Annotated in this window: 21 protein-coding genes and 4 tRNA genes; 11 read left to right on the plus strand and 14 right to left on the minus strand. The window is 70.1% G+C overall.

Features of this window, described 5'->3' with window-relative positions; translation table 11 throughout:
* Positions 1 to 60: 60 nt before the first annotated feature.
* Positions 61 to 1,125 carry a metallophosphoesterase gene (locus GJR97_RS14890; RefSeq protein WP_195760729.1) on the minus strand — a complete coding sequence of 355 codons (1,065 nt, stop codon included), beginning with the start codon at positions 1,123 to 1,125 and terminating at the stop codon, positions 61 to 63.
* Positions 1,126 to 1,412: 287 nt separating this feature from the next.
* On the opposite strand from GJR97_RS14890, the gene GJR97_RS14895 reads away from it, so the two are divergent.
* Both GJR97_RS14895 and GJR97_RS14900 read left to right on the plus strand, forming a co-directional pair.
* Positions 1,413 to 3,473: a glycosyl hydrolase family 28-related protein gene (locus tag GJR97_RS14895; RefSeq protein WP_154347558.1), complete on the plus strand. Its 2,061-nt coding sequence runs from the start codon at positions 1,413 to 1,415 to the stop codon at positions 3,471 to 3,473.
* A 160-nt stretch (positions 3,474 to 3,633) separates the two neighbouring features.
* Complete coding sequence (locus GJR97_RS14900; RefSeq protein WP_154347559.1) at positions 3,634 to 4,488, plus strand: lysyl oxidase family protein; 855 nt, start codon at positions 3,634 to 3,636, stop codon at positions 4,486 to 4,488.
* Positions 4,489 to 4,534: 46 nt separating this feature from the next.
* Here GJR97_RS14900 and GJR97_RS14905 read toward each other — a convergent pair.
* The 3 genes from GJR97_RS14905 to GJR97_RS14915 form a co-directional block, all read right to left on the minus strand.
* Positions 4,535 to 4,609: transfer RNA gene (locus GJR97_RS14905), tRNA-Val, on the minus strand.
* 32 nt (positions 4,610 to 4,641) lie between these two features.
* Positions 4,642 to 4,712, minus strand: a tRNA-Cys gene (locus GJR97_RS14910).
* Positions 4,713 to 4,764: 52 nt separating this feature from the next.
* Positions 4,765 to 4,837, minus strand: a tRNA-Gly gene (locus GJR97_RS14915).
* Between the two features lie 291 nt (positions 4,838 to 5,128).
* Between GJR97_RS14915 and GJR97_RS14920 the strand changes: the two genes are divergently transcribed.
* Positions 5,129 to 5,204: transfer RNA gene (locus GJR97_RS14920), tRNA-Val, on the plus strand.
* 55 nt (positions 5,205 to 5,259) lie between these two features.
* Here GJR97_RS14920 and GJR97_RS14925 read toward each other — a convergent pair.
* The 3 genes from GJR97_RS14925 to zapE form a co-directional block, all read right to left on the minus strand.
* Positions 5,260 to 5,820, minus strand: a complete 561-nt coding sequence (locus tag GJR97_RS14925; RefSeq protein ID WP_324613556.1) for a type II toxin-antitoxin system PemK/MazF family toxin — start codon at positions 5,818 to 5,820, stop codon at positions 5,260 to 5,262.
* A 42-nt stretch (positions 5,821 to 5,862) separates the two neighbouring features.
* On the minus strand, positions 5,863 to 7,086 hold the full coding sequence (locus tag GJR97_RS14930) for an ammonium transporter (protein ID WP_154347560.1): 1,224 nt from the start codon (positions 7,084 to 7,086) through the stop codon (positions 5,863 to 5,865).
* Between the two features lie 231 nt (positions 7,087 to 7,317).
* Complete coding sequence (gene zapE, locus GJR97_RS14935; protein WP_154347561.1) at positions 7,318 to 8,373, minus strand: cell division protein ZapE; 1,056 nt, start codon at positions 8,371 to 8,373, stop codon at positions 7,318 to 7,320.
* 144 nt (positions 8,374 to 8,517) lie between these two features.
* Here zapE and GJR97_RS14940 point away from each other — a divergent pair, with 144 nt between their 5' ends.
* Both GJR97_RS14940 and GJR97_RS14945 read left to right on the plus strand, forming a co-directional pair.
* On the plus strand, positions 8,518 to 9,417 hold the full coding sequence (locus tag GJR97_RS14940; RefSeq protein WP_154347562.1) for a sulfurtransferase: 900 nt from the start codon (positions 8,518 to 8,520) through the stop codon (positions 9,415 to 9,417).
* 36 nt (positions 9,418 to 9,453) lie between these two features.
* Entirely contained in the window at positions 9,454 to 9,894 is a 441-nt protein-coding gene (locus tag GJR97_RS14945) for a SufE family protein (RefSeq protein WP_154347563.1), read from the plus strand.
* 45 nt (positions 9,895 to 9,939) lie between these two features.
* Here the strand turns inward: GJR97_RS14945 and GJR97_RS14950 are convergent, their stop codons facing one another.
* Positions 9,940 to 11,121 carry an alpha/beta hydrolase family protein gene (locus GJR97_RS14950; RefSeq protein ID WP_154347564.1) on the minus strand — a complete coding sequence of 394 codons (1,182 nt, stop codon included), beginning with the start codon at positions 11,119 to 11,121 and terminating at the stop codon, positions 9,940 to 9,942.
* 99 nt (positions 11,122 to 11,220) lie between these two features.
* On the opposite strand from GJR97_RS14950, the gene GJR97_RS14955 reads away from it, so the two are divergent.
* The 5 genes from GJR97_RS14955 (at position 11,221) to GJR97_RS14975 (ending at position 17,028) form a co-directional block, all read left to right on the plus strand.
* The gene (locus GJR97_RS14955; protein ID WP_324613557.1) at positions 11,221 to 11,808 is read left to right on the plus strand and encodes a DUF3000 domain-containing protein; all 588 of its coding nucleotides are present in this window, start codon (positions 11,221 to 11,223) and stop codon (positions 11,806 to 11,808) included.
* Entirely contained in the window at positions 11,801 to 12,997 is a 1,197-nt protein-coding gene (locus GJR97_RS14960) for a ribonuclease D (RefSeq protein WP_324613558.1), read from the plus strand. Before GJR97_RS14955 ends, GJR97_RS14960 begins: the two co-directional genes overlap by 8 nt.
* A gap of 78 nt (positions 12,998 to 13,075) precedes the next feature.
* Positions 13,076 to 14,284, plus strand: a complete 1,209-nt coding sequence (locus tag GJR97_RS14965; protein ID WP_324613559.1) for a thiolase family protein — start codon at positions 13,076 to 13,078, stop codon at positions 14,282 to 14,284.
* 11 nt (positions 14,285 to 14,295) lie between these two features.
* Entirely contained in the window at positions 14,296 to 16,434 is a 2,139-nt protein-coding gene (locus GJR97_RS14970) for a 3-hydroxyacyl-CoA dehydrogenase NAD-binding domain-containing protein (protein ID WP_154347565.1), read from the plus strand.
* A gap of 63 nt (positions 16,435 to 16,497) precedes the next feature.
* On the plus strand, positions 16,498 to 17,028 hold the full coding sequence (locus GJR97_RS14975; protein WP_324613560.1) for a dihydrofolate reductase family protein: 531 nt from the start codon (positions 16,498 to 16,500) through the stop codon (positions 17,026 to 17,028).
* 45 nt (positions 17,029 to 17,073) lie between these two features.
* On the opposite strand, the gene dxs is transcribed toward GJR97_RS14975, so the two are convergent.
* The 5 genes from dxs to dut all read right to left on the minus strand — a co-directional run bounded on the left by dxs (position 17,074) and on the right by dut (position 23,956).
* The gene (gene dxs / locus GJR97_RS14980) at positions 17,074 to 19,017 is read right to left on the minus strand and encodes a 1-deoxy-D-xylulose-5-phosphate synthase (protein WP_154347567.1); all 1,944 of its coding nucleotides are present in this window, start codon (positions 19,015 to 19,017) and stop codon (positions 17,074 to 17,076) included.
* 130 nt (positions 19,018 to 19,147) lie between these two features.
* Complete coding sequence (gene acnA / locus GJR97_RS14985; protein WP_324613561.1) at positions 19,148 to 21,958, minus strand: aconitate hydratase AcnA; 2,811 nt, start codon at positions 21,956 to 21,958, stop codon at positions 19,148 to 19,150.
* A 158-nt stretch (positions 21,959 to 22,116) separates the two neighbouring features.
* Complete coding sequence (locus GJR97_RS14990) at positions 22,117 to 22,884, minus strand: DUF3159 domain-containing protein (RefSeq protein WP_324613562.1); 768 nt, start codon at positions 22,882 to 22,884, stop codon at positions 22,117 to 22,119.
* A complete protein-coding gene (locus tag GJR97_RS14995; protein WP_324613563.1) occupies positions 22,881 to 23,501 on the minus strand; it encodes a DUF3710 domain-containing protein in 621 nt (206 codons plus the stop codon). The genes GJR97_RS14990 and GJR97_RS14995 overlap by 4 nt, the downstream gene beginning before the upstream one ends.
* On the minus strand, positions 23,498 to 23,956 hold the full coding sequence (gene dut / locus GJR97_RS15000) for a dUTP diphosphatase (protein ID WP_129233010.1): 459 nt from the start codon (positions 23,954 to 23,956) through the stop codon (positions 23,498 to 23,500). The genes GJR97_RS14995 and dut overlap by 4 nt, the downstream gene beginning before the upstream one ends.
* A gap of 38 nt (positions 23,957 to 23,994) precedes the next feature.
* On the opposite strand from dut, the gene GJR97_RS15005 reads away from it, so the two are divergent.
* Entirely contained in the window at positions 23,995 to 24,459 is a 465-nt protein-coding gene (locus GJR97_RS15005; RefSeq protein WP_154347569.1) for a DUF3093 domain-containing protein, read from the plus strand.
* Here the strand turns inward: GJR97_RS15005 and GJR97_RS15010 are convergent.
* Positions 24,456 to 24,749 carry a DUF4193 domain-containing protein gene (locus tag GJR97_RS15010; protein WP_129233012.1) on the minus strand — a complete coding sequence of 98 codons (294 nt, stop codon included), beginning with the start codon at positions 24,747 to 24,749 and terminating at the stop codon, positions 24,456 to 24,458. The two genes, GJR97_RS15005 and GJR97_RS15010, sit on opposite strands and share 4 nt — an antisense overlap.
* Between the last annotated feature and the right edge of the window lie 96 nt (positions 24,750 to 24,845).

Here is a 24,845-nt window from a genome sequence, read left to right on the forward strand (position 1 = left end):
ACGCCCGGTGGTCCCATCGGATCCGGCGATCGCCCACCGGACTGACCTGCGGGCTCGCGCTCAGCGATCGACGGGCTCGCTCGGCATGTCCGCCGCCGCGATGCCGAACTCGTCGGTGAACGCGCCGACGGCCGGCACGAAGTCGACGACGAGCGCCGATCGTGAGAGCCCCACGCGGAGGTTGCCCCACGACGGCTCTGCATTCGCCCCCGACCAGGCGACGAAGTAGCCCGCCTCCCGGTCGCCGGAGTGGACGTCGCGCAGTGCCGTGCCCCCCGTGCCGACCGTGACGAACACCGTTCCTGCGCCCTGTTCGAGATGATCACCGTCGTCGACGATGCAGTCCACGGCGATCTCGTCCGGAGCGATCGAATCGCAGCGCGGGCCGTGCCCGAGCTGGGCGGTGCGCTGGTACAGGTGCTCATGGCCGCTGATCACGAGATCCGCCCCCGCCGAGACCAGCAGGTCTGCGATCTCGGGGCCCGGGTCGCACTCGTAGTTGCCGACCGAGAGGCACGGCTTGTGCATCCCGACGATCACCCAGGGAATGCCGGACGTCCGCGCACCCTCGATCGCCCGCCGGGTCCACGCCGAACGCTCGCTGCCGTCGGCGTACGACCACGAGCCGTCGTCGAACGTGATGCCCGGGGAGATCATCACGAGTCGCGCGAGTGGGGCGCCAGCGGGCACGTCCACGTAGTACCGGCGTGCGTACTCGCCCACCATCCCGGGCAGCCGCTCGGGGAGGCACTCGGCGAACGCGTCGATATGGCCGTCGAGCCCATCGGACTCGTGATTTCCGGCGATGAGCTGGACGGGGAATCCCGCCCCGACGTGCCCGGCCACGAACTCGCACCATGCCGGCTCGTCCCCCGGGTCGCCGTACGAGAGGTCGCCGAGGGCGATGTGGAACTCGGCGTCGAGGGCGGGGATCTGAGCGAGCGTCGCCGCGGCTTCCGGCGTCGTCCCGATGTCCCCGGAGGCCGTGAATGCGATCTCAGCGGCAGGGTGCTCCTCGAACGCCCGCTGGTCCGGCGCCGGCGGTCCGGCGCACGCGCCGAGCAGGATGAGTCCGGCGACACCCATCATGGATGCCGCGGTCCCGCGATATCGGACCTCGGCCACGCTCCACTGTATGACTTCGGCGACCGACGTCCCCGGAACTCGGGTCGGCGGCTGCGATGCGTCCGAACGGACGCCCGCTTGCGTCGGCGGATGCAAGGAGGGGCGTGCAGCCGTCATGGATTGCAGTCACTTGCGCAGTGTTCTGCAAGAACACGATTTTCCCACGACATTTCTTCGCATCGTCTTGTGACCCGGTTCCACGGCGGCATAGCCTCGCCACACCCGAGGGCACCGCGACGCCCCCGCTGTGCCCGCAGCCGTGCACCACGAGAGGAATCGAGTCGACGATGACACGTCCCACGCTCCCCGTCCCGCCGCCGCCGCGCAGGCTGCTCCCGAGACACGGCCGTGCGCCACTCGCCGTCGCAGCGCTCGCGGCGCTCGCGGTCGGCACCGCGATCCTCGGCCCGACACCGGCATCGGCCGCCCCGGCGCCCGTCGTCACGCGCGCCGCGCTCGACCCCGCGCTGGTCTCCGGGCGCGGCGCCGACGTGCCATTCCTCGAACAGGAGGCCGAGCATGCCGCCACGTCCGGCGAGGTGATCGGCCCCGACCGGACGGCGTACACGCTCGAAGCCGAGGCATCGGGTCGCTCCGCGGTGCGACTGGAGCCCGGCGACCACGTCGAGTTCACGCTCCCCGAGGCCGCGAACGCGATCACCGTGCGCTACAGCATCCCGGACGCCCCGGGCGGGGGCGGGATCACCGCACCGCTCGAGGTCTCCATCGACGGCGGAGAGCCCACGACCATGACGCTGACGTCCGAGTACTCGTGGCTCTACAACCAGTACCCGTTCACCAACGACCCCGACGCCGGTCTCCTGCACCCCGACTGGTGGATCACCGAGTGCGGCTGCGTGCCCGGGGAGGCCTACGAGGTCGAGACGCCGTTCCGGCCGATGCACTTCTACGACGAGCAGCGGATGCTCCTGGGCGAGACGGCACCGGCCGGCTCCGCCATCCGGCTCACCGCGCCGGAGGACACGGAGGCCGCGTGGACCGTCATCGACCTTCTCGACTCCGAGCTCGTCGCACCGCCCGCGACGGAACCGGCCGGTTCGGTCAGCGTCGTGAAGTTCGGCGCCGACCCCGACGGCGTACGCGACTCCGCACCGGCGTTCCGCACCGCGATCCGGTGGGCCCAGCGACACGGCCTCGAGGTGTTCATCCCCGCCGGCGAGTTCCGGGTCAGCGAGCACCTCATCGTCGACGACGTGACGATCCGCGGGGCGGGCAACTGGCACTCGGTCGTGTTCGGCGAGGAGGTGGCGTTGAAGAAGCCGTCCCCCGATGGGTCCGTGCACACCGGCATCGGCTTCTACGGCAGGGATGCCGCCGACGGCGGCAGCTCGAACGTGCACCTGTCGGACTTCGCGATCCGTGGCGACGTGCGCGAACGGATCGACACCGACCAGGTCAACGGCGTCGGCGGCGCGATGAGCGACTCCACGATCGAGCGCCTGCACATCGAGCACACGAAGGTCGGCCTGTGGTTCGACGGGCCCATGGACGGGGTCGCCGTCCGCGACAACGTCATCGTGGACCAGATCGCGGACGGCCTCAACTTCCACACGGGCGTCACGAACTCGATCGCGGAAGGCAACTTCGTCCGGAACACCGGCGACGACGGGCTGGCGATGTGGTCGGAGGGCATCCCGAACACGGGCAACGCGTTCGCGCGGAACACCGTGCAGACGCCGACGCTCGCCAACGGCATCGCGATCTACGGCGGCGCCGACACGACGGTCGAGGGCAACCTCGTCGCCGATCCCATCCGCGAGGGCAGCGCGCTGCACGCGGGCTCCCGCTTCGGCGCGGAGCCGTTCACGGGTTCGCTCGAGTTCACCGACAACACGACCGTGCGCGCGGGCACCTACGAATTGAACTGGAACATCGGCCTCGGCGCGATCTGGCTCTACGCGCTCGACCGATCGATCGACCAGGCCGACATCCGTGTGACCGGGGACCACTACCTCGACAGCACGTACAACGCGATCATGCTGGTCTCGGACTGGCCGGTGAAGGATCAGGTCTCGATCTCGGGCGTGCACTTCGCCGACGTGCGCGTCGACGGGACGGGGACGTCGGTGGTGAGCGCGAGGGTCGTCGGCTCCGCCTCCTTCGAGAACGTGGATGCCCGCAACGTCGGCGCGGTCGGCGTGAACAACTGCGGCTCGTTCAACTTCACGCCCGCGGGCAGCGAGTTCTCGCTCGTCGACCTCGGCGGCAACGACTCGAGCGGCGTGAACACGACGGGTCCCTGGCTCGCGCCGTGGGAACTGCCGAACACGATCACGTGCGACGACCGCCCGCCGGTCGTCGCACCGCCGGCCCCGTCCGCTTGGTGAGCGGTGCGGGCGCGCGCATGCCGCGCGCCCGCACCGTCGTGATCCGCCTGCCCGGGTCTCTCACGACCCCCGAACCGGGACGTTGCAGCGGCGACGTGATCGCTGCCACGCTGCTCGCGGGAGGAGATACCGAGGTCTCCTCAGGATCTGGAGCGTGGTCATGAATCGCACCGCCCTGCTTCACGCCGTCGCCGCCGTCGCCGCGGTGATCCTGGTCGCCGCGGGAGGCGCGGCGGCACAGGCCCACGACGACGACCCGATCGAATTGCCGACTGGCGCGCTGCTGCCAGACGTCATCGAGGAAGTCCCCCACCACCTGCAGATCCAGAACACGCAGCAGCGCGAATCGCTGCGGTTCTCCACGACCCACATCAACATCGGCGAGGGCAACCTCCAGATCCGGGGAGGCGGCCAGGTCGAGCCGTGCGAGATCGACGGCCAGGTGTACGACGAGTGCACGATCGCGACCCAGGAGATCCTCGACGCGAACGGCGACGTGGTCGCCACGCACGACGCCGGCGCGGCCGTCTTCCATCCCCAGCACAACCACTGGCACCAGTCGGCGGTGGCGCTCTTCGACATCCGGAGCCCCGGCCCCGGCCAGGTCACCGGCGACCCCGCAGAGATGACGAGGATCTGGTCCGAGGGAGTGAAGATCACCTTCTGCTTCGTCGACATCGAGTTCATCGGCGAGACGGGAGCCCTCAAGAAGGAGAAGCCGCGGACGTACTTCGAATGCAACGGGGACCTGCAGGGACTCGCCTCCTGGTGGGCGGACTCCTACCACCAATCGACGCCGCTGCAGGAGCTCGACGTGACGGACATTCCGGACGGCGAGTACTACCTCACGCACCTCGCCGATCCCGACGACCACTGGATCGAGTCCGACGAGACCAACAACTTCACCTGGGTGAAGTTCCGTCTCACGAGGACGAGTGCGAACGCGAAGGTCGAGGTGCTCGACCACTCGCCGTGCATCCCCGAGGTGATCTGCGGCTTCGGCGGCAACCCCTGAGTCGCAGCAACGACGAAGGCCCCGGCAGTTGCCGGGGCCTTCGTGCTGGTGGGCGATACTGGGATCGAACCAGTGACCTCTTCCGTGTCAGGGAAGCGCGCTACCGCTGCGCCAATCGCCCGGGGTGTGAGTGAGTTCCAGGAACTCGTCTCGAGGTGGATACGGGATTCGAACCCGTGTATACGGCTTTGCAGGCCGCTGCCTCGCCTCTCGGCCAATCCACCGTTGCTTGGGTTCACCACCAAAGAACAAACCGGCTTGCGCCGGCTTGGTCAGAGCGGATGACGAGACTCGAACTCGCGACCCTCACCTTGGCAAGGTGATGCGCTACCAACTGCGCCACATCCGCGTTGCTCGCATTTCTGCGTGCAGAAAGACAATAACCGATCCCGTGAACGAATGACAAACTGAGCCCCTCGCGCCCACGGTTCCGGCCGGTCACGGGGCCAATCGAGCCGAGCATCCCGGGCGTGTCGCGGTCGCGAGCGGCCCTCCCGCGACCCATGAGCGCGCGACTCGCACCGTGGGTTCCGGGCCCTCGCACCGGCCCGCCCCGACCCCCGCGCGCCGATGTGCAATCGACCCGCTGCGTGGGCTAGTATCGAGTCCGCGGTCGCGATCCCATCGGGTCCGCCAAGATGGGCGATTGGCGCAGCTGGTAGCGCGCTTCCTTCACACGGAAGAGGTCGTCGGTTCGAGCCCGGCATCGCCCACCACCACGAAACGCCCCCGGTCCACCGGGGGCGTTTCGAACGTCCGGGGTCGCTCTCCTCATCCCCACCCGTAGCGAGTGGCGAGCGCATCCACCACGCGCCCGTACCGCTCGGCGTCGAGCGACGCCGCCTCACGCCGCATCCCCTCGGTGTGCACGAGGAAGACCCGGTCGATCCGCACCCAACTCGGGCGGCCCTCGCCGTCCCACGCGCCTGCGCCGAGCGCGACCGCGTCGCCGTTCCCGTCCTGCGGCCGGCTCGTGAGCTGCACCGCCAGGAACCGACCCTCGCTTCCCGCCGCGACGACGACGACCGGTCGGTCCTTGCCCCGCCCGTCCCGTTCCTCGTAGGGCACCCACGTCCACACGACCTCGCCGGGGTCCGGTTCGCCGTCGCGCTCCGGCGCATAGGCGAACCGGACGCGTCGCACGGCTGCGGGATCCAGCTCGGTCGTCGCCGACGGGCCGCGGCGCCCCGGCCAGTCCTCGCCGTCATCGGTGCGGGGCCGCGACGCGGCATCCGCCATCGGAGCGGGTCGGGCGGGGTCACCGCCCGACGGGGTCGGGAACGAGCGGATGACACGCCTGAGGGCGGTGAGGAAGCGGCGGGTGTCAGGCACACCCGCACACTACCCTCACCGCCCTCGCGGTGATCGCAGGGATCAGACGGACTCGAGCTTGTAGCCCTCTTCGCCGTGGACGATGGTGTCGATGCCCGCGAGCTCGTCCTCGTTCTTCACGCGGAAGCCCATGGTCTTCTCGATCGCGAAGCCGACCACGAAGGCCACGATGAACGAGTAGAGCAGCACGCCGACCGCGGCGATCGCCTGCACGGCCAGCTGGCCGGCGTCGCCACCGACGAAGAGGCCGGTGCCGGTCGCGAAGAAGCCGAGGTAGAGCGTACCGATGAGGCCGCCGACGAGGTGGATGCCCACGACGTCGAGCGAGTCGTCGAAGCCCCACTTGAACTTCAGCTCGATGGCGATGGCGCAGACCGCACCCGCGACGACACCGAGGACGGTGGCCCAACCCGGGGTCAGGTTGGCACAGGCCGGGGTGATCGCGACGAGACCCGCGACGGCGCCCGAGGCGGCACCGACGGACGTGGGCTTGCCGTCCTTGATCTTCTCGACGATGAGCCAGGCGAGGATGGACGCCGCGGTCGCGACGAGCGTGTTGACGGCGATGAGGCCGACGCCGGGCATGCCCTCGGCGAGGAACTCGGCACCGGCGTTGAAGCCGAACCAGCCGAACCACAGGATCGAGGCGCCGAGCAGGGTCAGCGGCACGTTGTGCGGCTTGTCCATGCCCTTCTGGAAGCCGACGCGCTTTCCGAGCACGAGTGCGAGGGCGAGCGCCGCAGCACCGGCGTTGATGTGCACCGCGGTTCCACCGGCGTAGTCGATGACGCCCGGGAGGCCGAGGTTGTCGCCGAGCGACAGGATCCAGCCGCCGCCCCAGACCCAGGCCGCGACCGGGAAGTAGACGAGGGTGGCCCATATGCCGGCGAAGATCATCCACGCACCGAACTTGGCGCGGTCGGCGATCGCGCCCGAGATCAGGGCGACGGTGATGATGGCGAACGTCGCGCCGAAGATGACGCCGAGCAGGTCGGCATTCGCCGACTCACCGCCGGCGAGGCCGGCGAGCCCGAAGTCGGCGAAGGGGTTGCCCGAGAACTCCCAGGCGCTGCCGACCGCGCTCATGTTGAAGCCGTACAGCACCCACAGGACGCTGATCAGTCCCATTGCGCCGAAGCTCATCATCATCATGCTGACGACGCTCTTCGCCTTGACCAGGCCGCCGTAGAAGAACGCGACGCCCGGCGTCATGAAGAGCACGAGCGCGGATGCCGTGACGGCCCACGCGATGTTGCCGCTATCCATAGGTAATCCTCACACCTCTTGGTTTGCAGGGGACGTACCGCGAGGGGGATGAGACTGGGGCTCGTCTCGAGGTACGTCGATCAGAATGGTGCGAGAAGGTTTCGACGACGGGGCACGCTGCGTTTCGCAACGGTTACGGATTCGCCCTGAATGTAACGAGCGTGTTTCCGGATGCCGCGACGAGCCTCCGAAATCGCCGCCGAGGACTTGTGCGGGTCGGTCGCTCGCGGCTCAGTCGTGCGGCGGGAGCTCGCCCGTCGTGAGGGCGATCATGCGCGACATCGAACGCAGGTACTTCTTGCGGTAGCCGCCGGAGAGCATGTCCCCGCCGAACACCTCGTCGAGCTCGACGCCGCTGGCCAGGATGGGGACCTCGGCGTCGTAGACACGGTCGATGAACGCGACGAGGCGGAGGGCGGCGTTCTGGTCGGTGAGCTCGCGGACGCCGGTGAGCGCGATGAACTCGAGGCCCTCGATGAGCTTGATGTACTTCGACGGGTGCACCGTCGACAGGTGCGCCAGGAGCGCGTCGAACCCGTCGAGCGAGACGCGGTGGCCGCGGGAGGCGAGCGTCGCCGCCGCGTGCTCCACGGCCGCGTCGTCGGCGAGCGCCTCGGCGTGGCCCTCGGTGTCGCGGCGGCGGTAGTCGAGGCCGTCGATGCGCAGCGTCTCGAAGTTCGACGACAGGGCGTGGATCTCGCGGAGGAAGTCCGCGGCGGCGAACCGGCCTTCGCCGAGCGCGTTCGGCGGAGTGTTGCTCGTCGCCGCGACGCGGGTGCCGCCCGCCATGAGTTCGCCGAGGAAACGGGTCATGAGCATGGTGTCGCCCGGGTCGTCGAGCTCGAACTCGTCGATGCAGATGAGGCGCGCGCCGCGCAGCAGTTCGACGGCCTGCGCGTAGCCGAGCGCTCCGACCAGCGCGGTGTACTCGATGAACGTGCCGAAGTACTTCGGGCCGTGTGCGACGTGCCAGAGCGCCGCGAGGAGGTGCGTCTTGCCGACGCCGAAGCCGCCGTCGAGGTACACGCCGGGGAGCTCGATGCGCGCCGGCCGCTTCCGTGAGAAGAACCCGCCCGGCTTCTGCGCGGCGCGCCATGCGCCGGCGAACGTGTTCAGACGGTCGAGCGCGGCCTGCTGCGACGGGAAGTCGTGATCGGGCCGGTACGACTCGAACGAGGCGTGCGCGAACTGCGGCGGGGGCACCAGCTCGGACGCGATCTCGGCGCCCGTGATCGACGGGTTGCGGTCGACGAGTCGCTCGAGGGCGGATGCCGCTGCAGTGGTCATCGGCGTGGGATCTCCTGTTGCACCTCGTGACATGTGCGGTGACGACGACCGGCATGCCGCGTAGATTCGGTGGTGGACGGGTCACCAGCCTAGTCCGCTCCCCGATCCCGCCTCGCCCGACCGGGCGACCACTGGAGGTACCCCATGTCCGTCGAGTTCGATCCCGCCGCCAAGCTGGCCGAGTACGCCCACCCCGAGCGGCTCGTCACGACGGACTGGCTCGCGGAACGCCTCGGACAGCCGGGCCTCGTGGTGGTCGAGTCCGACGAGGACGTCCTGCTGTACGAGGTGGGCCACATCCCGACCGCGGTGAAGGTCGACTGGCACACCGAGCTGAACGATCCCGTGGTCCGCGACTACCTGTCCGGCGCGCAGTTCGCCGAACTCCTCTCCGCGAAGGGCATCGCGCGCGAGGACACCGTCGTGATCTACGGCGACAAGAACAACTGGTGGGCCGCCTATGCGCTCTGGGTCTTCACGCTCTTCGGGCACGAGGACGTCCGACTCCTCGACGGCGGCCGCGACAAGTGGATCGCGGAGGGGCGCCCGCTGACGACCGACGCGCCGGCACGCGAACCCGTCGAGTACCCGGTCGTCGAGCGCGACGACACCGTCATCCGCGCCTTCAAGGAGGACGTCCTCGCCCACTTCGGCAACCCGCTCATCGACGTCCGCTCACCCGAGGAGTACACCGGCGAGCGCACGCACATGCCCGCCTACCCCGAAGAGGGCGCGCTCCGCGGCGGCCACATCCCGACCGCGGCGTCCGTGCCCTGGGCCCGCGCCGCCGCGGAGGACGGCACCTTCCGCACGCGCGCCGAACTCGACGCCATCTACCGCGACGAGGTCGGGCTCCGGGACGGCGACGACGTCATCGCCTACTGCCGGATCGGCGAGCGATCGAGCCACACCTGGTTCGTGCTGACCCACCTGCTCGGATTCGAGGGGGTCCGCAACTACGACGGGTCCTGGACCGAGTGGGGCAGCGCCGTGCGCGTGCCGATCGCGACCGGCCCGGAGCGAGGCGAGGCGCCGACCGGCTAGGCCGTCGTCCACGCGCCGGGTGGGAGAATGGACGGAATGGATGCCACGACCCTTCCCCCGGCGCTCGCGGAGACGCGCGAGGACTTCCTCGCGCTCGGCGTGAAGGACCGGCTGACGCTGCTGCTCGATTTCTCCAACGAACTGCCGGAGCTACCCGAGCGATACCGGGACCACCCCGACCTGCTCGAGCGCGTCGAGGAGTGCCAGTCGCCCGTCTACATCTTCGTCGAGGTCGATCCGGAGGGCCTCGTGCACATGCACGCGACCGCGCCGGCCGAGGCGCCCACCACGCGCGGGTTCGCGTCGATCCTGGCGCAGGGTCTGGACGGGCTCACGCCCGACGAGGTGTTCGCGATCCCCGCTGACTACCCGCAGTCGCTCGGCCTGGGCGAGGCCGTCTCGCCGCTGCGCGTGCTCGGCATGTCGGGCATGCTCGCCCGCGCGAAGCGCCAGCTCACGGAGCGCATCGCCGCCTGACCGGCGGATCCGACGAGCGCGCGATCGACCGCACGGTGCCCGCGCTCAGCGCGCCGCGAGCCAGTCGTGCACGAGCATGGTCCAGCGCCGGGCGTCGTGGTTCCACAGCTTCGTGTGGCGCGCGCCCTCGAACACCTCGAACTGCACGAGGTCTGAGCGCACCTCCGCGAGCCGGCGCGAGCCGTCGATCGGGACGAAGCCGTCGTCCTCGCTGTGCATCAGCAGGATCGGCACGTGCAGCTCGTCCGCACGGGCGACCGCGTCGAGCGCCTCGAGGTCGATCGGCGCGGCCAGGCCGGTCAGCGTGCCGGCGAGGGGGGCGCTGAGCACGCGCGCGACCGCGCCGCCGAGCTCCGCGGGCAGACCGAGCGCGCGCCCCTGGAATCGGAGGATGTCGGGCCAGTCGACCGCGGGCGACTCCAGGACGACCCCGACCAGGTGCTCGCGGACCTCGTCGGAGCGCAGCACGGTCTGCAACGCGATGGAGCCTCCCATGGACCAGCCCATCAGGACGACGCGTCGGGCGCCGCGCTCGACGGCGAACCGGACCGCGGCGACCACGTCCTCCCACTCCGTGCCGCCGAGGCCGTACCTGCGGTCCTCACTGGCAGGCGCCTCGCCGTCGTTCCGGTACGAGACGAGCAGCGAGGACCAGCCCGCCCGACTCGCCGGCTCGACCGCGCGCAGCCCCTCGTGGCGCTTGGCGCCACGGCCGTGGACGACGATGAGCCAGTCCGCGGAGGGCGCCCCCGCGGCATCCGTCGCCGGGACGAACCAGGCCGGGGCCGGACCGAGCGGCGTCGGGACCACGACGTTCTCGTACCGCTCGGCGACCTCCCACGGGCCGAGGTGGACCCAGCCGCTGATCCGGCCGCGTGCGGCGCGATCCAGGCGGCCGAACTCCACCGACTCGACGACCCGCCGGACCCGATGACCGTCGTCGTGCAGCACGTCGCCCACCAGCGCGTAGCCCGAGTCGTGCTCGAACCAGAGACCGTACCGGCCGCGCATCCGCGCGTCCTCGGAGCCCGAGAGCACGACCTCGCCTGCCGCGAGGTCGACCCGCTCGATGCGGAGGTCGTCCTCGCGATCCGGTTCGGGCGTCACCACGCGGCGCGCGAAGACGATCGCCGTCGCGGCGGTCGCGGCCGCGAACGCAGCACCCACGATGGCGATTCCGCCGAGCACCGCGCCGATCGGTCCCACCGTGCGCTCGAGCTTCGACATCCCGCCTCCTGTTCGTCGCCGACGTGCATCACCCGGGGTACAGGCGCTCGTGCGGCGCGCCGCCGCCGACCCCCGCGATCGAGACTCTAGTCTGCACACGTGTCCGACTCGGCGACCACGCCTCCCCCTGAGTTCGCCGCAGCGCTGGAGTCGCTGCGGGCAGCGACACCGCGAGCGGAACTGCGCGTGTCGGAGATCGCCGCGCCCTCCTCGCTGGCACCGTGGGCCGTGGCGCTCGCTGCGGACCTGATCCCCGGGCGCCACGCGGAGGATTCCGACCTGGGCACGGGTCGGTTCGTCCTCCTGCACGACCCGTCGGAACCCGAGTCGTGGGGCGGGCGCTTCCGCGTCGTCTGCTTCGCGCAGGCACCGCTCGAGACCGATATCGGCGTCGACCCGTTCCTCGCGGACGTCGCGTGGTCCTGGCTCGTCGACGCGCTCGACGCGCGCGGTGCGCGCTACGTCGCCGCCTCCGGGACCGTCACGAAGATCCTCTCGACGGGGTACGGCGAACTCGCCCGGCAGGGCGACGGCGCGGAGCTCGAGCTCCGGGCGTCGTGGACGCCGCTCGACGCCGCGATCGCGCCGCATGTGGAAGGGTGGAGTGAGTTGCTGTGCATGCTGGCCGGCCTGCCTCCGAGTTCGGAGGGGGTGACGGCCCTTCCACGGAGGAGGAGACGTGGCTGACGAGTTCCACGTGATCGACTCCCACGAGGCCTACGACGACGCGGTCGAGGCCATCGCGGGGGGCGTGGGTCCGGTCGCCGTCGACGCCGAGCGGGCGAGCGGGTTCCGCTACTCGCAGCGCGCGTACCTGATCCAGCTGTTCCGCCGCGACGCCGGGACGTTCCTGTTCGACCCCACGATGGTCGGCGACTTCTCGAGCCTGCAGGACGCGATCCGCGACGAGGAGTGGGTGCTGCACGCCGCCAGCCAGGACCTGGCGTGCCTGCGCGAGGTGGGCCTCGATCCGACCGGGATCTTCGACACCGAGCTCGCCGCGCGTTTGCTCGGGATGCCGCGCGTGGGCCTGGCGTCCGTGGTCGAGGAGCTCCTCGGCGTCCGACTCGCCAAGGAGCACTCGGCGGCCGACTGGTCGACCAGGCCGCTCCCCCAGTCCTGGCTGCGCTACGCCGCGCTCGACGTCGAGCTCCTCGTCGACGTCCGCGACCGACTCGCCGAGCGACTCGTCGATGCGGGCAAGGAGGAGATCGCGCGCCAGGAGTTCGACGCGACGGTCCATCGCGCCGCGAAGCCCCCGGCCGCCGAGCCGTGGCGCCGACTGAGCGGCATCCACGCCCTGCGGTCGCCCCGGAACCTCGCGGTCGCGCGCGCGCTCTGGCACGCACGCGACGACCTGGCGGCCGAGACGGATGTCGCGCCCGGGCGACTCGTGCCGGATGCCTCGATCCTCGCCGTCGCGAAGGCCCTCCCCGAGTCCAAGCGCGCGCTCTCCGACCTCAAGGCCTTCAACGGTCGTGCGAGCCGCACCGAGATCGATCGGTGGTGGGCGGCGATCGAGGACGCGCGCACCGCCGAACCGCCCGCTTCGCGCGTTCCGAGCGATGCTCCTCCGCCACCGCGGGCCTGGGCATCGCGGAACCCGGAGGCCGACGCACGCCTCCGACTCGCGAAGGCGGCCGTCGGCGACGCAGCCGAGGAGCTGGGCATGCCGGTCGAGAACCTGCTGACGCCCGACCACCTGCGGCGACTGGCGTGGCGTCCGCCCGCCGACCCGACGTCGGAGGCGATCGGCGGCGCCCTCGGGGAGCTCGGTGCACGACCCTGGCAGATTGCCGCTACCGCACAGATAATCGCAATCGCGTTTGTGCAGGCCGCACAATCGCTCGAAGACGCCGCACACGACGCTTCGTAGGAACCGGCAACCGATTCCGGCAGCCGCAGGCGGCGTTCCTAGGATCGGGTGATCCTCCATTCGAAAGGGAGCTGCAGCGTGGCTGAACGAGCTGACGTCGTATTCGTCGACGGGGTCCGTACCCCCTTCGGCAAGGCCGGCGAAAAGGGCATGTACTGGAACACCCGGGCCGATGACCTCGTGGTGAAGGCGATCGTCGGGCTCCTCGAGCGCAATCCGAACGCGCCGAAGGACCAGATCGACGACGTGGCCATCGCGGCCACCACCCAGACGGGCGACCAGGGACTCACGATCGGCCGGAGTGCCGCGATCCTCGCGGGCCTGCCGAAGTCGGTTCCCGGCTTCGCGATCGACCGCATGTGCGCCGGCGCCATGACGTCGGTGGCGATGCTCGCCGGGTCGATCGGCTACGGCCAGTACCGCCTCGCCATCGGCGGGGGCGTCGAGCACATGGGGCACCACCCGATGGGCTCGGGCGTCGACCCGAACCCGCGCTTCGTCGCCGAGAAGATGGTGTCGGAGGACGCGCTCGTCATGGGCGCCACGGCCGAGCGCATCCACGACCGCTTCCCGCACCTGACCAAGGAGCGTGCGGACCGGTACGCCCTCGGCAGCCAGCAGCGGACCGCGTCCGCGTACGAGGCCGGCAAGATCCAGCAGGACCTCGTCCCCGTCGCGATCCGCACGACCGAGGGCTGGGGCCTCGCGACGCGCGACGAGGTCATGCGCCCCGAGACGACCCTCGAGGGCCTCGCGGGCCTGAAGACGCCGTTCCGACCGCACGGTCGCGTCACCGCGGGCAATGCCTCGGGCCTGAACGACGGCGCCACCGCGGCACTCCTGGCCAGCGGCGACGCGGCCAAGGAGTACGGCCTGAACGTGAAGATGAAGCTCGTCAGCTACGCCTTCGCCGGCGTCGACCCGGCCATCATGGGCATCGGTCCCGTGCCGGCCACCGAGAAGGCGCTGCGGATCGCCGGCCTGAAGATGGACGACATCGGGATCCTCGAGGTCAACGAGGCGTTCGCCGTGCAGGTGCTCTCGCTCCTCGACCACTACGGGATCGACGACGACGACCCGCGCGTGAACCCGTGGGGCGGCGCGATCGCCGTCGGCCACCCGCTCGCCTCCTCGGGCGTGCGCCTCATGAACCAGCTCGCCAGCCAGTTCGCGGAGCGCCCCGACGTCCGCTACGGCATCACGACGATGTGCGTGGGCCTCGGTCAGGGCGGAACGATGATCTGGGAGAACCCGAACTACTCGCGCAAGGCCGCGAAGAAGGCCTGAGGAGCACCGCGATGACCGACTACACGAAGATCGACTTCACCGAGCTCGCAGGCATGTTCGACGACGAGGTCGTCACGCACTCGTACGTGCGCGACATCCCCCTGTCGGCCGGCCGCACCCTCGCGCTCGTGACCCTCGACAACGGACGTGACCACACGCGGCCGAACACGCTCGGCCCGAACACGCTCCTCGAGTACGCGGCGACGCTGGACCGGCTCGCCGAGCGCGCCGCGGCGGGCGAGATCCACGCCGTGGCGGTGACCGGCAAGCCGTTCATCCTCGCGGCCGGCGCCGACCTCTCGAAGGTGTCGCAGCTGCCGAATCGCGAGTCGGGACTGCGCATCGCGCAGCTCGGCCACTTCGCGCTCGGCAAGCTCGCGACCGTGGGCGTGCCCTCGTTCGCGTTCATCAACGGCCTCGCGCTCGGCGGTGGCGTCGAGATCGGACTGCACGCCGACTACCGCACGGTCGACGCGTCGCTGCCGGCCCTGGCGCTTCCCGAGGTCTTCCTCGGCATGATCCCCGGCTGGGGCGGTGCGACCCTGCTGCCGAACCTCATCGGCATCGAGAACGCGCTGAAGATCGTCGTCGAGAACCCGCTCAAGCAGAACCGCACCATCAAGGCGCCCGACGTGCTCGAGCTCGGCATCGCCGACGTGATGTTCCCCTCCGTGAACTACCTCGAGGACTCGATCCGCTGGGCCGACGACGTCCTCTCGGGCCGTGTGAAGGTCAAGCGCCCGAACGAGCCCGGCAAGGTCGAGCGCCTCGTGAAGTGGGACGCCGCGATCGGCATCGCGAAGAAGATGCTCCAGAGCCGCATCGGCACGGTCCCGAAGTCGCCGTACGCGGCGCTCGAGCTGCTCAAGGCGGCGAAGTCGGGCACCCGCGAGGAGGGCTTCGCCCGCGAGGACGAGATGCTCGCCGACCTCGTGTCGGGCGACCAGTTCCACGCCTCGATCTACGCCTTCAACCTCGTGCAGAAGCGGGCCAAGCGCCCTGCCGGCGCTCCCGACAAGGCGCTCGCGAAGCCCGTCACCAAGGTCGGCGTCCTCGGCGCCGGCTACATGGCGAGCCAGTTCGCACTGCTGTTCCTGCGCCGCCTGCAGGTGCCGGTGATCATCACCGACCTCGACCAGGAGCGCGTCGACAAGGGCGTCGCCTACATCACCGGCGAGATCGACACGCTCCTCGGCAAGGGGCGAATCTCCCCCGACGAGGCCAATCGGCTCAAGGCCCTCGTGCACGGCACGACCGACAAGTCGGAGTTCGCGGACTGCGACTGGGTCATCGAGGCCGTGTTCGAGGAGCTCTCGATCAAGCAGGACGTCTTCGCGGAGATCGAGAAGGTCGTCTCCCCCGAAGCCGTGCTCGCGACGAACACCTCGTCGCTCTCGGTCGAGGAGATCGGCGCGAAGCTCGAGCACCCGGAGCGGGTCGTCGGCTTCCACTTCTTCACCCCGGTCGCGGTGATGCCGCTCATCGAGGTCGTGAAGACGTCGAAGACGGATGACGCGACGCTCTCGACCGCGATGGTCACCGCAGCGAAGCTGAAGAAGAACGCCGTCATCACGGCCGACACCCCCGGGTTCGTCGTGAACCGCCTCCTCGCGGTGCTCCTCGGCGAGGCGATGCGCGCGGTCGACGAGGGCACCTCCTTCGAGACCGTCGACCAGGCCATGGCTCCGCTCGGCCTGCCGATGGCGCCGTCGGCCCTGCTCGACCTCGTCGGCCTCAAGGTCGGCGCCCACGTGCTCGACACGCACCACGCCGCCTTCCCCGACCGCTTCTACCGGTCGGAGAACCTCCACGCGCTCGCCGACTACGGCACGCTCCTGGAGAAGGACGACAAGGGCAAGGTGAAGGGCTTCGACAAGGGTGCGCTCAAGATCGTCGCAGGCGGCACCAACCCCTCGACCGCGGAGGAGATCCTCACCCGGCTCGAGGACGGCCTCGCGCGCGAGACGCGGCTGATGCTCGACGACGAGGTCGTCGCAGCAGCCGAGGACATCGACCTGTGCATGATCCTCGGTGCCGGATTCCCGTTCCAGATGGGCGGACTCACGCCGTACCTCGACCGTGTGGGCGCCTCGGAGCGCGTGTTCGGCGACACGTTCCACCACCCGCCCGTCAAGGGCGTCGAGTCCTGACCGACCGCTGAACGCCGAACGGCCCCCGACGCGATGTCGGGGGCCGTTCGTATGCTCCTCAGCGTGACGCGCATCCAGTACTACGTGGCCTCGACACTCGACGGCTTCATCGCCGACGAGCACGACGGGCTCGAGTGGCTCCTCCAGTTCGGCATGGAGGACTTCAGCGACCACTACGAACGCTTCTTCGCCTCGGTCGGCGCGCTCGTCCTCGGTGCCACGACCTACGAGTGGGTCCTCCGCGAGGGCGGTGGATGGCCCTACGGCGAGCTGCCGACCTGGGTGCTCACGCACCGCACGCTCGAGACGCCCGAGGGCGCCGACATCCGCTTCGCCGATGGCGATGTGGCTGCGGTGGCGGATGCAGCGACTGCAGCCGCAGGCGGGCGGAACGTGTGGGTCGTGGGCGGTGGGCCGGTCGCCGCCCAATTCCTCGCGGCGGGGCGGCTCGACGACCTGCTCGTGACGTACATGCCGGTCGCGCTGGGGCGCGGACGACCGCTGCTGCCGGTCTCGGAGGTCACGCCGGTGCTCACGCTCACCGGGCTCACCCGTCTCGGTGACGCGGTCGAGCACGTCTACCGCGTCGACTGACGCAGCGCCGGGAAGCGCACGTGCGCGGCGAGGTCGATCCTCGGCTCAGACGCGCGGCTGCGCTCCCGAGCTCGTCGGGACGTCGATGCCCGCGTTGCGGGCGTGCGGGAGCTTGCTGCCGAGCACCATCGCGGTCACGTCCCGTGCGATGTGCTGGGGGGTGAGGCCCACGCGCTCGAGGATGTCGCCGCGCGAGCCGTGATCCAGGAACTCGTCGGGCAGGCCGACCTCGGTGACTGCCGTGTCGACACCGGCCTCTCGCAGGTCCTGGCGGATCCGGGTGCCGATGCCGCCGACGCGGATCCCGTCCTCGATGCTCACCACGATGCGGTACTCCCCCGCGAGCGAGACGACGCTCTCGGGTACGGGCACGACCCACCGCGGGTCGACCACTGTCGCCCCGATGCCCTGCGCCTCGAGCTTGCGCGCGACCTCGAGGCCGATGCCGGCCATCGGGCCGACCGTCACGATCAGCACGTCGCGACGCTCGGACTCGGCGAGGACGTCGACTCCATCGTGGGTGCGGCGGATCGCGTCGTACTCGGTGCCGACCGTGCCCTTCGGGAACCGGAGGACCGTGGGCGCATCGCCGACCCGCACCGCCTCGGCGAGCTCCTCCGCGAGGCGGACGGAGTCGCGCGGCGCCGCGAGACGGATGCCCGGCACGACCTGGAGGATCGACAGGTCCCAGACGCCGTGGTGGCTCGGGCCGTCCGGTCCGGTGACGCCCGCCCGATCGAGCACGAACGTCACGCCGGCCCGGTGCAGCGCGACATCCATCAGCACCTGGTCGAACGCCCGGTTGATGAAGGTCGCGTACACGGCGACCACCGGGTGCAGGCCGCCGAAGGCGAGGCCCGCGGCGGAGGTCACCGCGTGCTGCTCGGCGATGCCCACGTCGAAGACGCGGTTCGGGAAGCGCTCGGCCATCCGGTGCAGCCCCGTGGGCCGGAGCATGGCCGCGGTGATGCCCACGAGCCGTTCGTCGCGCTCCGCGAGCGTCACGAGTTCGTCCGCGAACACGCTCGTCCACGACGGCGCGGAGGCCGTCACGAGCGACTCGCCCGTCTCGGGGTCGATCTGGCCGACCGCGTGGAACTGGTCGGCGGCATCGCGTCGGGCCGGCTCGTAGCCGCGCCCCTTCTCGGTGATCGCGTGCACGATCACGGGGGCACCGTAGTCCTTCGCCTGGCGCAGCGCCGCTTCGAGCGCGCGCTCGTCGTGACCGTCGATCGGGCCGATGTACTTGATGTCGAGATTCGAGTACAGCGCCTCGTTGCCGCTGACCCGGCTGAGGAAGCCGTGCAGGCCGCCGCGGACGCCTCGGTAGATCGCTCGACCGGGCGATCCGAGGCGATCGAACGCGCTGCGACTCTTCAGGTGCAGCGATCGGTACGACTGCTTCGTGCGCACCGAGTTCAGGAAGCGCGCCATCCCACCGATGGTCGGCGCATAGGAGCGCCCGTTGTCGTTGACGACGACCACGAGGTTGCGGGTGTTGTCGTCGGAGATGTTGTTCAGCGCCTCCCAGGTCATCCCGCCCGTGAGCGCGCCGTCGCCGACGACGGCGACGACGTGGCGGTCGCCCTGTCCGGTCATCTCGAAGGCCTTCGAGATGCCGTCGGCCCACGAGAGCGAACTCGAGGCGTGCGAGCTCTCGACGACGTCGTGCTCGGACTCGGAGCGCTGCGGGTAGCCCGCGAGTCCGCCCGTCTGCCGCAGGGTCGAGAAGTCCTTCCGTCCGGTGAGGAGCTTGTGCACGTACGACTGGTGTCCGGTGTCGAAGATGATGGGGTCGCGCGGCGAATCGAACACGCGGTGGATCGCGAGGGTGAGCTCGACGACGCCGAGGTTGGGGCCGAGGTGCCCGCCGGTCTTCGACACGTCGGCGACGAGCACCTCGCGGATCTCGCGGGCGAGCTCCTCCACCTGGTCGTCGGACAGCGCATCGAGGTCGCGTGGTCCGCGGATCGTGTCGAGCAGCCTCATCCGTCGTGCCTCCGGGTGCGAGGGGCGCCGTGCGCCCGGGTTTCGTTCGAGTGTACGCCGGACGACCTGTGAGCCCCGGCAGAGATCGGGGGCGGCGAGCCGAAGCCCGCCGCCCCCTCGTGCGCCGTCGTCAGACGAGGCTGCGGAGCACGTACTGCAGGATGCCGCCGTTGCGGTAGTAGTCGGCCTCACCGGGGGTGTCGATTCGGACGACCGCGTCGAACTCGACCGTCTGCTTGCCCTCGGGCGAGAACTCGCTCGGCTCGGCCGTGACGCGCACCGTCTTCGGCGTGACGCCCTCGTTCAGCTGCTCGAGGCCCGAGATCGAGACGACCTCGGTGCCGTCGAGGCCGAGCGAGTCGGCGGACTCGCCGGCGGGGAACTGCAGCGGGACGACGCCCATGCCGATGAGGTTCGAGCGGTGGATGCGCTCGAAGCTCTCGGTGATGACGGCCTTCACGCCGAGGAGGCTCGTGCCCTTCGCGGCCCAGTCGCGGCTGGAGCCGGAGCCGTACTCCTTGCCGCCGAAGATGACGAGCGGGATGCCCTGCGCCTGGTAGTTCATCGACGAGTCGTAGATGAACGACTGCGGGCCGCCCTCCTGCGTGAAGTCGCGCGTGTACCCGCCCTCGACGCCGTCGAGGAGCTGGTTGCGCAGGCGGATGTTCGCGAACGTGCCGCGGATCATGACCTCGTGGTTGCCGCGACGCGACCCGTAGGAGTTGAAGTCCTTGCGGTCGACCCCGTGCTCCGTGAGGTAGCGGCCCGCGGGGCTGTCGGCCTTGATCGAACCGGCCGGCGAGATGTGGTCGGTCGTGACCGAGTCCCCGAGCCTGGCCAGGACGCGGGCGCCGACGATGTCGGAGACCGGCGTCGTCTCGATGGTCATGCCGTCGAAGTACGGGGGCTTGCGGACGTAGGTGGACTCGGCGTCCCACTCGAAGGTCGCGCCGGTCGGGGTCGGCAGCGTGCGCCAGCGCTCGTCGCCCTCGAACACGCTCGAGTACTGCTGGTCGAACATGTCCTTGTCGATCGATGAGTCGATCGTGGCCTGCACCTCGGACGCGTCCGGCCAGATGTCCTTCAGGTAGACCTCGTTGCCCTCGGAGTCGGTGCCGAGCGGGTCGTTCTCGAAGTCGAAGTTCATCGTGCCGGCGAGCGAGTACGCGATCACGAGCGGCGGGCTCGCGAGGTAGTTCATCTTCACGTCGGGGTTGATGCGACCCTCGAAGTTGCGGTTGCCCGAGAGCACCGCGGTCACGGCGAGGTCGTTCTGCTGCACCGCCGCCGAGACCTCCTCGATCAGTGGCCCGGAGTTGCCGATGCAGGTCGTGCAGCCGTAGCCGACCGTGTAGAAGCCGAGGTCCTCGAGGTCCTGCGTCAGGCCGGCCTTCTCGTAGTAGTCGGTGACGACCTTCGAGCCCGGGGCGAGCGTCGTCTTCACCCACGGCTTCGCCTTCAGGCCCCTCTTCACCGCGTTGCGGGCGAGGAGGCCCGCGGCGAGCATGACCGACGGGTTCGACGTGTTCGTGCACGACGTGATGGCGGCGATCGTCACGGCACCGTGGTCGAGCGTGTAGGCCGTGCCGTCTGCGAGTTCGACAGAGGTCGGCTTAGACGCCGTCTTCGGTGCGTGCGACCGGTGGTGGTGCATGTGCTGGTTGTGCTCGTCCTCCGGCGAGTTGCCGGGCGGGTCGGATGCCGGGAAGGACTCCGCGATCTCGAGGTCGACCAGGTCGTGGTCGACGTCGGCGTAGTTCGTCAGGTCGGACTCGAACTGCGACTTCGCCTCGGAGAGCACGATGCGGTCCTGAGGACGCTTGGGACCGGCGATCGAGGGGACGACCGTCGCGAGGTCGAGCTCGAGGTATTCGGAGTACACGGCCTCGTTGTCGGCGTCGTGCCAGAGCTTCTGCTCCTTGGCGTAGGCCTCGACGAGCGCGAGCTGCTCCTCGCTGCGGCCGGTGAGTCGCAGGTAGTCGATCGTGACGCCGTCGATCGGGAACATCGCCGCGGTCGAGCCGAACTCGGGGCTCATGTTGCCGATGGTCGCGCGGTTGGCGAGCGGCACGGAGGCCACGCCGGTGCCGTAGAACTCGACGAACTTGCCGACGACGCCGTGCTTGCGCAGCATGTCGGTGATCGTGAGGACGACATCGGTCGCGGTGACGCCCGCCGGGATGGCGCCGGAGAGCTTGAAGCCGACGACCTTGGGGATGAGCATCGACACGGGCTGGCCGAGCATGGCCGCCTCCGCCTCGATGCCGCCGACGCCCCAGCCGAGAACGCCGAGGCCGTTCACCATCGTGGTGTGCGAGTCGGTGCCGACGCAGGTGTCGGGGTAGGCGCGCGTCACGCCGTCGACATCGCGGTGGTAGATGACCTTCGCGAGGTGCTCGATGTTGACCTGGTGCACGATGCCGGTGCCGGGCGGGACGACCTTGAAGTCGTCGAACGCGGTCTGGCCCCAGCGCAGGAACTGGTAGCGCTCGCCGTTGCGCTCGTACTCGATCTCGACGTTGCGCTCGAGCGCGTTCTCGGTGCCGAACAGGTCGGCGATGACCGAGTGGTCGATGACCATCTCGGCGGGCGAGAGCGGGTTGATCCGGTTCGGGTCGCCACCTAGCGCGACGACGGCCTCGCGCATGGTCGCGAGGTCGACGATGCAGGGCACGCCCGTGAAGTCCTGCATCACCACGCGCGCGGGCGTGAACTGGATCTCCGTGTCGGGGTCGGCGGTCGGCACCCATGAGCCGAGGGCCTCGATCTGCTCCTTGGTGACGTTGGCGCCGTCCTCGGTGCGGAGCAGGTTCTCGAGCAACACCTTCAGGCTGAACGGGAGCTTCTCGTGCCCGGGGACGGTGTCGATCCGGAAGATCTCATAGGAGGTGTCCCCGACCTGGAGCGTGTCCTTCGCCCCGAAACTGTTCACTGCAGACACGATGTCCTCTCCTTCGCGGATGCCGCGGACGCGGCCCTTCCCGGCGTCACCCGCGGTGGTTCGCCGGTGGCCGCCCCAGCAAGGCTAGCCCAACCGCGTCACCGGCCGACAGGCCGCCGGCCGCACCCGTGATTTATCTTGATGTCGAGATAACTGTATCACTCGGCGGCGCGCTTCGCGGGGTAGACCGCGCGCACGACCAGCCACGAGAACACGAGCAGCAGGGCGTAGAGCGGCACGCCCATGAGCAGCCGGGTGGCGCCGAGGGCCTCGACGTTTCCCGCATAGTAGAACGGCACCTGCACCAGAAGCCGGGCGACGAACATGCCGAGCCAGACGACCGTCAGGAACTGCATCGCACGGTACTTCCGCCGCTCGCGGCGCCACCCGGTGCCGTCGCCCATCAGGAATCCGACGATGAGGCCGACGAGGGGCCATCGAACGAGGAGCGAGACGAGGATCGCGACCGCGTAGGCGGCGTTGGTGTAGAAGCCGATGACGTAGTTGTCCTCGGCACGCCCGGTCCAGAGCGAGAGTGCAGCGGATGCCGCCACGCCGATGAGCCCGGCGATCGCCTGCGTCGGCTGGCTCCGCGTGAACAGGCGCACCGCCGTGAACACGACGGCGAGGCCGAGCGAGGCCCCGAGCGCCCAGCCGAGCTCGCGCGTGAACGTGTAGACGACGAGGAACACGAGGCCGGGCAGGATGGCCTCGGCGAGCCCGCGAATGCCGCCGAGCGCGCCGACGAGGTCGGCCGGGGTCAGCGTCTCGTCGCGGGCGATCCGGCCGAGGCCGGACTTCTCGGCGGCCGCGGCGACCTGGCGGCCGAACTCGGCTGCCGCGTCATCCGCCTCGCCGCCGTTCGATGAGCCGGCGTTCCCGGGCCGATCACGGTCCGTGCCGTCGGCGGCGTGATCCTCGCTCACGCGGGCTGACCACCCGAGGACGGCGCCGGCATGCGCAGCGGGATCAGGTCGCGCGGCGGCATGGGCGTGTTGCCGCGCACCACGACGATCGAGCGGAACAGGTCCTCGATCTTCGCCGCCGCCGCCGGATCGGCCGCGGCCTCGCCGGCGATGACGCCGCGCAGGAACCAGCGCGGCCCGTCGACGCCGATGAAGCGAGCGAGTCGCATCTTGCCGGCCTGTCCCTCGGCAGTCGTCACGGGGATCTGCGCGAGCAGTTCGGGGCCGAACGTTCCCTCGCGCACCTGCGTCGACCCGCCCTGCCGCGCGATCTGCTCGGCGATCTGGCCGCGGATCTCGTGCCAGAGCCCGCTCGACCGGGGCGCCGAGAACGGCTGCACCTGGAGCGTCGAGTTGGCGTAGTCGAGGCCGACCGCGACCACGCGCTTCGTGCCCTCCTCGACCTCGAGGCGCAGGTGCAGCCCCTCGCGCGGCAGGACCTTGACGCCGCCGAGGTCGACGTACGGGCGGACCGGGTTGGCCTCGGACTCGTCCAACGGTCCGTTCGTCGCGCGGTCCTCCGGCGCGGACTTGGGGTGGTCGACGGGGATGTCGTCGATGTTCTCGATGTCGCTCACGCGTGTGCTCCTGACTGGTTCGCCCCGAATCCGGTGGATCCGAATCCTCCCTCGCCGCGAAGGCTTCCGGGCAGCTTCTCGACCTCGACGAACCGCGCTCGGCTCACCGGCATGACCACCAGCTGCGCGATCCGGTCGCCCGCCTCGATCCGGTACGGCTCGCGGGCATCGGTGTTCAGCAGTGCGACCTTGATCTCGCCGCGGTAGCCCGCATCGACCGTGCCGGGCGCGTTCACGATGGTGAGGCCGTGCTTGAACGCCAGCCCCGACCGCGGGACCACGAACGCGACGTAGCCGTCGGGCAGTGCGATCGCGACGCCGGTGCCGACGGTGGCGCGCTCCCCCGGCTCGAGCACGACGGACTCGGCGGCGTGGAGGTCGGCCCCGGCGTCGCCCGGGTGGGCGTAGGCGGGGACGTGGTCGGCCGTGATCAGCACATCGACGGAATCGGTCACCGTTCGAGGGTAGTGCAGAAGTCTGGTCTGATAGTTCCATGCCCGACTACCGCGAACGGCTCTGGCCGACGCCCTGGATCTACCTCACCAGCCTGCTGCTCGTCCCCGCGAGCATCCTCGTGCTCGCCCCGGTGTCGCTGCCAGCGGGCATCGCGACCGGTGTCCTCCTCTACGTGGCCGTCGCGGGGTCGCTCACGCTGACGTCACCCGTGATCGAGGTCGGGGACGGCCGGCTCCGTGCGGGCAGGGCGGTGGTCCCGCTCGAGTTCACCGGCCAGGCGATCCCGGCCGAGGGCGAAGCCGCACGGACCGAGCGCGGCACCGGCCTCGACGCGCGGGCGTACCTCGTGATCCGCGGCTGGATCCGCGACGTCGTGCGCGTGCCCATCGAGGACCCCGCCGACCCGGCGCCGTACTGGCTCGTGTCGACGCGGCATCCGCACGAAATGGCCGCCGCGATCAACGGATCGCGACGGCCTCGTGTCGGTGGGGAGCCCGCCTAGGCGGCGCACTCCAGGCAGATCGGCCCGAGCTTGGTCTCGTGGTCGATCTGCGAGCGGTGCTTCACGAGGAAGCAGCTGACGCAGGTGAACTCATCGGCCTGCGGCGGCAGCACGACGACGTCGAGTTCGACGTCGGACAGGTCGGCTCCCGCCAGGTCGAAGCTGCCGGGGTTGTCGGCGTCCTCGACGTCGACACTTCCCGACATCTTGTCGGGCACGCGCTCCTTGAGGGCCTCGATCGACTCGGAGTCGTCTTCGGTCTTCCGCGGCGCGTCGTAATCCGTTGCCATTCCCATCCTTTTTCCATTGCCGAGGATTCGGCGGCCATAGTCTGCACGAAATCAAGTGCGTAAGCAAACCATCCGTCGGTCGTCCGAACCGGTGGA

This window comes from Agromyces kandeliae (assembly GCF_009674665.1).
In the GTDB taxonomy this organism is placed as follows: domain Bacteria; phylum Actinomycetota; class Actinomycetes; order Actinomycetales; family Microbacteriaceae; genus Agromyces; species Agromyces kandeliae.

Coding starts and splice junctions, on each gene's coding strand:
- GJR97_RS14940 (WP_154347562.1), top strand. CDS start 8,518: ATGTCCGTCGAGTTCGATCCCGCCGCCAAGCTGGCCGAGTACGCCCAC.
- GJR97_RS14900 (WP_154347559.1), top strand. CDS start 3,634: ATGAATCGCACCGCCCTGCTTCACGCCGTCGCCGCCGTCGCCGCGGTG.
- zapE (WP_154347561.1), bottom strand. CDS start 8,373: ATGACCACTGCAGCGGCATCCGCCCTCGAGCGACTCGTCGACCGCAAC.
- dxs (WP_154347567.1), bottom strand. CDS start 19,017: ATGAGGCTGCTCGACACGATCCGCGGACCACGCGACCTCGATGCGCTG.
- GJR97_RS15005 (WP_154347569.1), top strand. CDS start 23,995: ATGCCCGACTACCGCGAACGGCTCTGGCCGACGCCCTGGATCTACCTC.
- GJR97_RS14945 (WP_154347563.1), top strand. CDS start 9,454: ATGGATGCCACGACCCTTCCCCCGGCGCTCGCGGAGACGCGCGAGGAC.
- GJR97_RS14895 (WP_154347558.1), top strand. CDS start 1,413: ATGACACGTCCCACGCTCCCCGTCCCGCCGCCGCCGCGCAGGCTGCTC.
- GJR97_RS14930 (WP_154347560.1), bottom strand. CDS start 7,086: ATGGATAGCGGCAACATCGCGTGGGCCGTCACGGCATCCGCGCTCGTG.
- GJR97_RS15010 (WP_129233012.1), bottom strand. CDS start 24,749: ATGGCAACGGATTACGACGCGCCGCGGAAGACCGAAGACGACTCCGAG.
- GJR97_RS14950 (WP_154347564.1), bottom strand. CDS start 11,121: ATGTCGAAGCTCGAGCGCACGGTGGGACCGATCGGCGCGGTGCTCGGC.
- GJR97_RS14970 (WP_154347565.1), top strand. CDS start 14,296: ATGACCGACTACACGAAGATCGACTTCACCGAGCTCGCAGGCATGTTC.